Annotated in this window: 6 protein-coding genes and 1 pseudogene; 3 read left to right on the top strand and 4 right to left on the bottom strand. The window is 68.0% G+C overall.

All coding sequences use genetic code 11. The features are described from left to right. Positions 1–214 precede the first annotated feature (214 nt). Positions 215–709, top strand: a complete 495-nt coding sequence (locus GXY15_13665; GenBank protein NLV42254.1) for a methylated-DNA--[protein]-cysteine S-methyltransferase — start codon at positions 215–217, stop codon at positions 707–709. Between the two features lie 314 nt (positions 710–1,023). Here the strand turns inward: GXY15_13665 and GXY15_13660 are convergent. The 4 genes and pseudogenes from GXY15_13660 to GXY15_13645 form a co-directional block, all read right to left on the bottom strand. Beyond that, positions 1,024–1,476: pseudogene (locus GXY15_13660) on the bottom strand (hypothetical protein). Between the two features lie 94 nt (positions 1,477–1,570). Further along, the gene (locus GXY15_13655; GenBank protein NLV42253.1) at positions 1,571–4,468 is read right to left on the bottom strand and encodes an immunoglobulin domain-containing protein; all 2,898 of its coding nucleotides are present in this window, start codon (positions 4,466–4,468) and stop codon (positions 1,571–1,573) included. A 594-nt stretch (positions 4,469–5,062) separates the two neighbouring features. Beyond that, positions 5,063–5,281, bottom strand: a complete 219-nt coding sequence (locus tag GXY15_13650; GenBank protein ID NLV42252.1) for a hypothetical protein — start codon at positions 5,279–5,281, stop codon at positions 5,063–5,065. A gap of 231 nt (positions 5,282–5,512) precedes the next feature. Beyond that, positions 5,513–6,781: a hypothetical protein gene (locus GXY15_13645; protein NLV42251.1), complete on the bottom strand. Its 1,269-nt coding sequence runs from the start codon at positions 6,779–6,781 to the stop codon at positions 5,513–5,515. Positions 6,782–7,048: 267 nt separating this feature from the next. Here GXY15_13645 and GXY15_13640 point away from each other — a divergent pair, with 267 nt between their 5' ends. Next, positions 7,049–7,279 (top strand): hypothetical protein, encoded by a 231-nt coding sequence (locus tag GXY15_13640; protein NLV42250.1) that lies wholly within the window; start codon positions 7,049–7,051, stop codon positions 7,277–7,279. Further along, positions 7,276–8,466, top strand: a complete 1,191-nt coding sequence (locus tag GXY15_13635; protein ID NLV42249.1) for a ThuA domain-containing protein — start codon at positions 7,276–7,278, stop codon at positions 8,464–8,466. Before GXY15_13640 ends, GXY15_13635 begins: the two co-directional genes overlap by 4 nt. Positions 8,467–8,496 lie beyond the last annotated feature (30 nt).

The raw sequence follows: 8,496 nt of genomic DNA, 5'->3' as shown, positions 1-8,496 counted from the left end.
GGACAGGAGGAATACGAACGGCAGTACCAGGAGCGGTTGCTCAAAAATCTCGCAAGACAAGCCACAAGAATGGGTTGCCAGCTCATTGTGGAAAACTCCGGAGAAGTACTTTCTTAGCAGGAGGCCGTCCCGCGGCCGACGCGGCGATCTCTTGTCGGAATGCCCGCCGCCGGGGACTGTGCTATCATGGATCCACCGACCGGAAGGGACCCGCATGGACGCCGCCGATTTCCGTTTTGACAGCCCATGGGGCCCCATCTACGGCTATTTCTCCGCCCTGGGCCTCCAGACCCTGTGCCTGCCCGATCCCCGCCGGCCCCTCGCCCCCTACATGCTCCATTCCCGGCACAACCGCGTCTGGGGAAAGCGCCTCGAAACCCTCTTCGCCGACTACTTCGCCGGGGTCATCGTGGACTTCCGCGAGGTGCCCCTCGACTGGGCCGGCGGCACGCCCTTCCAGCGCGGCGTCTGGACCGCCGCCCGCGACCTGCCCTGGGGGCAGACCGTCTCCTACGGGGAACTCGCCCGGCGCATCGGCACTCCCGGCGCGGCGCGCGCCGTCGGCGCCGCCCTCGGGGCCAACCCCACCGCCATCGTCGTGCCCTGCCACCGCGTCCTCGCCGCGAACGCCGCCCTCGGCGGCTTCAGCTGCGGCCTCGACTGGAAACGGCGGCTGCTTGCGCTGGAGGGCGTCCCGTTCAAGGAATGACGGCCCCCCGGCACGCCCGCCCCATCCGACCGATCCGACCGATCGGTCCGATCCGACGGATCGGTCGGACAGGTTGGACCCGTCGGACTTCTCCGCGATGGGCTTCCCCCTCTGTCTTCCCCGGAGTTCAGTCTTCCACGTTGAGGCCGTATCGAAGCACCATTTCCTTCACCCCCGGGTCTGTCGCGAATTCCGGAAGGTCTCGCACAATCTGCTCCGGCGTTTCCCCCCCCCGCGTCCCGCACAGTAATATCCGCCCCGTGTCCAACGAGCAGACAGATCATGGACAGATCGGGCTCCGTGCAGGCGAGATGCAGGGCGGTGTTGCCGTCCTTGTCGGAGAGATTGGGATCCGCGCCCCGGGACAGCAGGTACAAAGCGGCGCAATACGAGGTGTTGCCCACCGCCAGCATAAGCGGCGTTTGCCCTTTCTTGTCGCGCGCGTTGCAGTCGGCCCCGGCATCCAAGAGCTCCGCCATCCGGCTGACGAGGTCCTTCTCCGCCGCGTTGTGCAGGCCCTGCATCCGGGTCAACCTTCTGGTGAACCAGTTTCCCGTGAGAGAATCCATCGCGCCGCGAAACAGATAATAGGCAAGAAGCAGGGTCATCCATCCCACCATCCCCAAGCCCATTTTGGAGAGCACGTCCACCAGCATTTCCAGCAGTCTTTCGAGCAAGGGAAGACCCTCCACCAGGGGTGTTTCTTCTTCCATCCAGTGTTCAGAGCATAGCAGGAGCGCGGACACACGCGCACGAGTTCCGCCCATCCGACGGATCCGACCGATCGGTCCGATCCGACGGATCGGTCGGACAGGTCCGACAAGTCCGACTTGTCCGACAAGTCCGACCTGTCCGGCGCCCTCAGGGGCGTTCCGCTTTTCCGCGCCTTGCCTTGCGCGCGCCGGCCATCGCCAGGGCCGCCGCGCAGAGCGCCAGCCTCGCCGCGGACGCCGCCGGGAGGCTGTCCTCCACCTCAAGACGGGTCGTGGTGGACTGGATGGTCTCCCAGGCGTCGCGCGCCTCGCAGTAGTAGTCCCCGGCCTGGGAGGACAGGACGCTGCCGATGAGCCACGCGGGGAAGACGGCCCCGGGCACCTCCTCGAAGGCCTTGGCCCCCTCGGGGGAGAAGAACCACTGGTGGGCCGTGCCGCCGACGCCGCCCGTTGCCTGCGCGTGCAGGGTGAGGGCCTGCCCCTCCCGTGCCTGAACGGTGGCGGGCGGCTGCACCGCCCAGTCCAGATGCCGCACGGCATAGGCCCCCGGCGACAGGGCGTCGCCGTCCAGCGGCCAGCCCACGCGGTCCCGCAGGGGACTCGCCGCCGCCAACACCCGGAGCAACAGGTCGCCGTCGTGCGGGCCCGTGGCCGCCGTCACCACACACGCGTCCGGCTCCGCGACCACGGCGATCACCGCCGCCCCCGTCACCCCCTCCACCGAGAACCCCGCAAAGGGCGCCTCCGTCGGCGCATCCGTCATCGGCTCGCTGAACCGCACCCGCCAGCGCACCAGCGGCGCATTCGTCGGCGACCCGTCCAGCGGCGTGATCTCCGCCACCGTCGGCGGCGTGAAGTCCACGTCATACCCCGGCCCCGCGTCATAATCCGCCGCCATCTCCCGGCCCAGGGCGTCATGCAGCCCCCCCGACGCCAGCACCCGCAACCCCACCGTCCCCGACACGCCCCCGCCCGTCGAGACCGTCACCATATATAGATCGTCCGCCCCCGACACCCCCGTCACCGCCGCCCCCGGAGGCGCCCCCGCCGACACCGCAAAATCGTCAAACGGCGCCGTCCCCTCCACCTTCTCCACCGGCTCCGTGAACCGCACCCCAAACGACACCGTCGCCGACCGCGTCGGCGACGCATCCAGCAGCGTCACCTCCGCCACGGCGGGAGGCAACTGGTCCTGGCGCGACCACACCGCCCCCGACCACGGCCCCGCCACCACCCGGTCCGCCTCCGTCCGCCACCGCAGCCCCCACGAATGCAGCGCCGCCGTCTGCGTGTTGTTGGAGGTGGCAAACGACGCCCGCAGCCGCACCGGCTCCAGCGGCAGCCCCGCGAGCGACGCGCCCGACACCAGCCCCGTAAACCCCGGGAAGGGGGTCGTGCCCGACGCGGGCAGCACGTCCACCGTCAACGACGCCGCGCCGGGCACCATTGCGCTGTATTCCAGCGTGTTCCACGCCGCAAGCGGGTCCGGCGCAACCACGGGGGAGACGCAGGTGCCGGGGGAGGCGTAGTCAGTGGTGTTCCGAAACGCCAGCCGCTGGCAATATCCGTTGAGCGAGGTGCCTGGGTTCGTGCCGGGAATCGCCGCCGGAGCCGGGTAGGTGTCCGCATAGTAGACCTTCACCCAGGTACCAAACGCTTCGGTTTCGGGGGGAAGAGCCACTGGATTCCGGTTTGTTTTCACCGTTCCCTGCGCCGCCACACCCACCAAATAGTGGAGGTTGGCGGTCAACGGCAGGTTGAAGGGCCCGGAGTCGGCATAGTCCAGCCCTACCGGAAGGGTTCCCAAGTCCCGGGTAAGCACCAGCGTGTAGGGGTCCGTTGCGTTTGCTCCGCCCTCGTAGACGATGATCTGCACCGCCGTGGGGGCTGCACGTTCCAGCAAAAACTCCACCCGCGTCAGCACCGCGCCCGCCGCCGCCTTGAACACATTGCCGCGCACCGCCCCGGTGAACGTGCTGCGCAGGAAGGGGACGCCCCCGCCGACGGTAAAACTCCTGCCCGACGCATGCGCCAATGTGACTGCGCCCGCCGCGTCCACCTCCGTGCCTGTCCGCGTGCCCTGCTCGAAGGCCGCCGCCGTGGACTGCCCCCAGGTTTCCTCGTGTCCCGGCACGGAGGCCCCCGCCTGCGCCCGGTAATAAAACAGCCCCTCGTCCAAGCCGGCGAACGTGTGCTCCGCGAGGGGGGCCCAGTCCGCCGTCACCGGGGAACCGATAAACGCCGGGTCCGGCGACAGCATGGCCCGGTAGGTGTCCGCCCCCGTCACGGCCGACCAGAAGACGGTGTTCTCCGTGCCGGGCGTGTGGGAGGGTTCGGCGGACACGACCGGCGCGGGCGGCACAATCTCGAACCGGTAATCCTCCACTTCGCCGTCCGCCGCCGCGCCGGTGGGCATGCCCACAGGAGCGGAGGACACCCGGAACCGCGCAAAGGCGTTCGCGCCCAGGACGGCCCCGGCAGGCACCGCAATAGAGAGCGCGTTTGTTCCGGCGTTCAGCGGCTGGGCGGCAAAGACCTGGTCGCCCGGGTCCGACCACGAGCCGTTCTGCCCAAAATCCACCCAGACATCCAGAAAACAGGAGGCCGTAGCAGTCACAGTCACTGGGACGGAGTCTCCGGGGACCAGCGCTCCGGCCAACACCACCCCGTCCTCATCGGCCGCATGCTCCGCATCGTCGCCCAAGGCGTTCCAGGAGGGCAGCGCATCCCCCTCATAATCGCACAGCGCGCCCAGAAACGGCCCAGCGGACCGCCCATGCCGTGCCCCGTCGTCCGCCAGCGTGGAAGGATAGGGGGCCGGCGCGTCGCCAAAATCGTAGTCGCCGCGCACCCGCCCCGTCACCCGCACCTCGTCCAGCCCCAGCCCGGCATAAGGAGGGAGAGTGCCATCGGCGGGGGCATTGTCATAATGCGAAAAACGCAACAGGAAGGTGTTTGTGTAGGAAAATCCCCACGCCGTTGCGGCGGCGTCGAGATTCACCGTGAATTCCGTGTACTCAGTGGTGAGCCCGTGGTCTGTGGTCAAATGCCGCAGGGGGTACCAGGTAACCCCGTCGGGACTCGCCGCCAGACCGTCCCATTCAGGACTCCCGGTAAAGGCGGCCCAAGGGGCAAGAATATGGGGTTGTCCTCCGAAGGTCCGCGCGAGGAAAGACAGGGTAACCTCTTCGTAATCTTGGAGATCAAGATGAAGAACCAGTTCATTCAACACATGAGAACCGGTGGTTCCGTTGTCCAGGACAGCATGGCCAACGCCAACAGCGGGAGACAGGGATTCGAGAACACGGGTGGGGGAGACTGCGGGCGGCAGGGAGGGTGCGGGAACAAAGGTCCACCAGGGGGCAAAAGCGCCGAATTCAAAGCCATCGTGGAGGGGGAGGGAAGCGGAGGGCTGTGCGGTGCCCGGGAAGGCGGCGAAAATAATTAAAAAGGCAACAAACGAGAAAACGGGCCTGCGGCCCACCACGATGGGACCCATGTTTCCCACCCCTCCACGCTTCCCGTCCCGCGTTCCCGCTTCCTGATGCCCGGGGAGCCTGCGCCGCCGGGGCGCTTCCCGGGGAGTCCGTTTCCTCCGGGGGGCGGGGACGGGGCCTTCCGGGGGGGATTCCGCGCGCGTTTAGGCGGTGGCGGCGGGCTCCTTGGTGTTCTTGGTGACTTCCTTCTCGGCGATGACTTCCTTGCTGCGGCCGAGGAGGGCATACTTCATGTAGCCGCGCTCGCGGGCCTCGTCTTCGACGTAGGCCTCCATGGCGGCGCGCCAGCCCTTCATGCCCGGATCCTCCCAGAGTTTGAGCTCCTGGGGATTCATGGAATAGCGCCAGACACCCTTAGCCATCGCAGCCTCTCCTTGTGAACCCGTTCCGCGTCCGTTCAGCCCTTGCGTCCGCCCTACTGCGCATAATGAGAATAGTCCATCCAACCCGAGGTCCTGAGCGCATGGGCAGAGTATAGCACAACGGGCCTCGAAGTTCAAGAGGGGGGCGATTTTTGGTCCTCCGACAGATCGGCCGGATCGGTCGGATCGGTCGGATGGGGGGGCCTGTCGGACGGGTCGGACCCGGTCGGACTAGTCGGACTGAGGCGATGCGCCGCGTCCGCCGTGGAGCACTCCCAGCATAATCAGGCCGCCCGCCAGGACGTCCCCAGTATACACGGCCAGCAGGAAACTGCGGCCCGTGCTGGGATCGCCGGGCAGGGTGACGGCGTAGCCGCAGAGGCAGATGACGCCGAGCCCGGCGAGGAGCGCCCCCGCGGGAAGCTGCGAGAGAAACCCGGCGCGATACTTCGCCGCCGCGCGGTGCAGGAAGAATCCCAGCGCGCCCAGCATCAGGGCGGCAGCGTCCAGACTGTTCATGAAGGCCTTGGAGTCCACCTCTTCGTGGGCCAAGACGCCCTTTATCGCGCCCCGGACCGTGACATACAGGGCTAGTCCCAGCAGTATCCGAACGGCGAGGGGGACATCGCTCCGTGTCCGGGCGGGGGCGGGTTCGCGGTGGACGGCCCAGAAGGCCCCGCCGAGGGTGAGGCCGCCGCCGAGGCCGATGGACATCTCCCAGTTCTTCCACCAGTCGAGCTGCAGGGAAGCCTCGCGCAGGGTGTGCCAGTATCCGCCGGCGGCGAAGGGCAGGGCGAAGCCCAGGGCGATGAGCAGCATCCCAACCGCGCCGCGCCGGTTGCCGCGCGCCGCCTCGCAGGCCAGGAACCCGAGGAAGAGGCCGACATGGGAGAAGACGTTCTCCATGGATCCCGCGGCGCGGATGCAGGTCTCGTTGGCCGGGTCGAGGTAGATTCCCTCGGCGTGGAAAGGGAGGAAGAACTGGGGGAGGCGGCTGACAAACTGCACGGCCACCAGCGCGCCCGCAATGCCGGACGCGATGCGGAGAATCCAGGTCTTGCGGGACACGGGGCCCGCAAGGGCCCACGCGATGAAGGTGCCCGCGATGCCGCCCCAGTGCAGGCCGCAGGCGAAGAGCATGGCGTAACCGGTCCACGGGGCCACGGGCCGCATGCCGTCGGGATGGTTCAGGAAGAACTCGCCGCGCACCCAGGCGGTGTACACGCCGTAGCCCGTCATGCCGCCGAAGCCCACGCCGAGGATGATGGCCGCGAGGATCCACGGCGACCGGGGCGGCGTGCCGGCGCGCGCCGCGCCGACGGAGGAGAAGAGCTGCCAGAGCAGCGCCCACCCCAGCCCCGCCACCACCGCGCCCGGCGCGCCGCCATAGCCGCCCGTGCCGCGGATCGCCCAGAAGTACATGCCCATCAGCCCCATGGCGAGGGTGATGCCGACGTGTTCGGCGAGGGTGAAGGGGGATTTCTGCGGGACGGTGTGCATGGGCGGGCCTCCGTGCGCCGGTTATAGCACGCGCGGCGAAAGCGCCTCAAGCGCGCGCGGCGCGCACCGAAAGAATGGACGAAATGGACGAGATGGACGAAATGGACGGAAAGAGCCCTGTTGGTACGGGCTGTGTTTGTCCATCCCGTCCATCTCGTCCATCCCGTCCATCTCGTCCACTCTTCCGCTTTATTCGCCGCCGGGCTTTCTGCTATCTTGCCGCAGGCGGCCCCCGCATCTGCCGGGGCAAACACAGGAGACGGCGCCATGCGGATCGGATTTCACACGGACGCCTTCAACAGCGCCTGCTGGGACTTCGGCAAGTGTGTCCAATGGGCGCACAGTCAGGGCGTCGGCCGCATCGAATGCGGGCTCATTGACGGCGTGAGCTGGATCCACGGGCTGGGGTACCAGCCGCATGTGGCGCTGTATGAGGATCCGCTGCTGCTGCGCGGCACGCTGAAGGAACTCAACATCCCCGAGGAGACAGGACTGTGAACACAGGACGACTTTGCCCGGTACGGGCGGCGGGCTTGATGCTCCTCGCTGGGATGATGGCGGCGGCGACGGCGGGCCACGCCGCGGAGGTCTGGGAGTCCCACTTGTTCCCGTCCGGTTTTCGGGTGGTGGCGCGGGCAGGGGAGGAGGGAGCGGAGGATCCGGCTCCTCGAAAAGTCGCCGGCGAGGACCCGGCGCGGGTCGAGTTCTCCGTTTCACGGATGAAGGGGGACTGGGAGTATCTCGTGGGCATGGTCTTTAATGCCCAGGGCAAGAACCCGCCCCGGCAGTCGGTCAGTTTCGGTTTGGGGATCGGCGGCAGCTTCGTCGGGTGGGAGGAAGTGCTGCCCCCGGTGACGGCGGCGGCCTTTGACCAGGGCAAGCCCGTGCCCGCGCGGATGCTGCTGCCCGTGCCCGCCGGACAGGCGGAGCTTTTGGTGGCGTGCGTCGGGGAAGACGGCGCCGTTCCCGCTCTCGGCGAGGTGGCGCTGCTGGGGCGTCCGAAACCGGAGGGCGCTGCGAAGAAGCGGGTGCTGGTGGTGACGGGGGAGGACTATCCGGGGCATCCGTGGCCCGAGACCAGCCGCGCGTTCGTGGAGGTGCTGCGGGCCGACGACCGGATGGAGACCTATGTCTGCGAGAGTCCGGCGATGGCGGGCTCTTCGCTGCTGCCGGCCTTTGACGCCGTGGTGGTCCATTTCAAAAACTACGCGGAGAACATTCCGATGGGGGCCGTGGAAGGGGAGAGGCTGCGCCAATACGCGGAGAGCGGACGCGGCGTGGTGTTGACCCATTTCGCCTGCGGCGCCTTTCAGGAGTGGCCGGACTTCGTCACCACCGCCGGCCGGGTGTGGAACCCCGAAATGCGCGCCCACGACCCCCACGGGGAGTTCACCGTGCGCGTCCGCGACGCGGCCCATCCGGTGGTTCAGGGGATGAAGGATTTCCAGACCACGGACGAGCTGTACACCTGCCTCGACGGAACGACACCCATTCATGTGCTGTGCGACGCCGTGAGCAAGGTGGACGGGAAGGAATGTCCCATCGCGTTCACCGTGGACACGCCGGGGCTCCGGGTGTTTCACTGCGTGCTCGGCCACAACGGGGCCGCCTATGCGCCGCCGGAGGTGGGGGAGCTCTTCCGGCGCGGCACCGCCTGGGCCTGCGGGCTGACCCCGGAGAAGTAGGCGCACGGACGGCCACGGACGAACACGGAC

Source organism: Candidatus Hydrogenedentota bacterium (assembly GCA_012730045.1).
Taxonomy (GTDB): Bacteria; Hydrogenedentota; Hydrogenedentia; order Hydrogenedentales; family CAITNO01; genus JAAYBR01.
This window is presented reverse-complemented; position numbering and strand designations above follow the sequence as displayed.

Bases quoted from the DNA above. Each gene is read 5' to 3' on its own strand.
- GXY15_13645 (NLV42251.1), bottom strand. From the start codon at position 6,781: ATGCACACCGTCCCGCAGAAATCCCCCTTCACCCTCGCCGAACACGTC.
- GXY15_13665 (NLV42254.1), top strand. From the start codon at position 215: ATGGACGCCGCCGATTTCCGTTTTGACAGCCCATGGGGCCCCATCTAC.
- GXY15_13650 (NLV42252.1), bottom strand. From the start codon at position 5,281: ATGGCTAAGGGTGTCTGGCGCTATTCCATGAATCCCCAGGAGCTCAAA.
- GXY15_13640 (NLV42250.1), top strand. From the start codon at position 7,049: ATGCGGATCGGATTTCACACGGACGCCTTCAACAGCGCCTGCTGGGAC.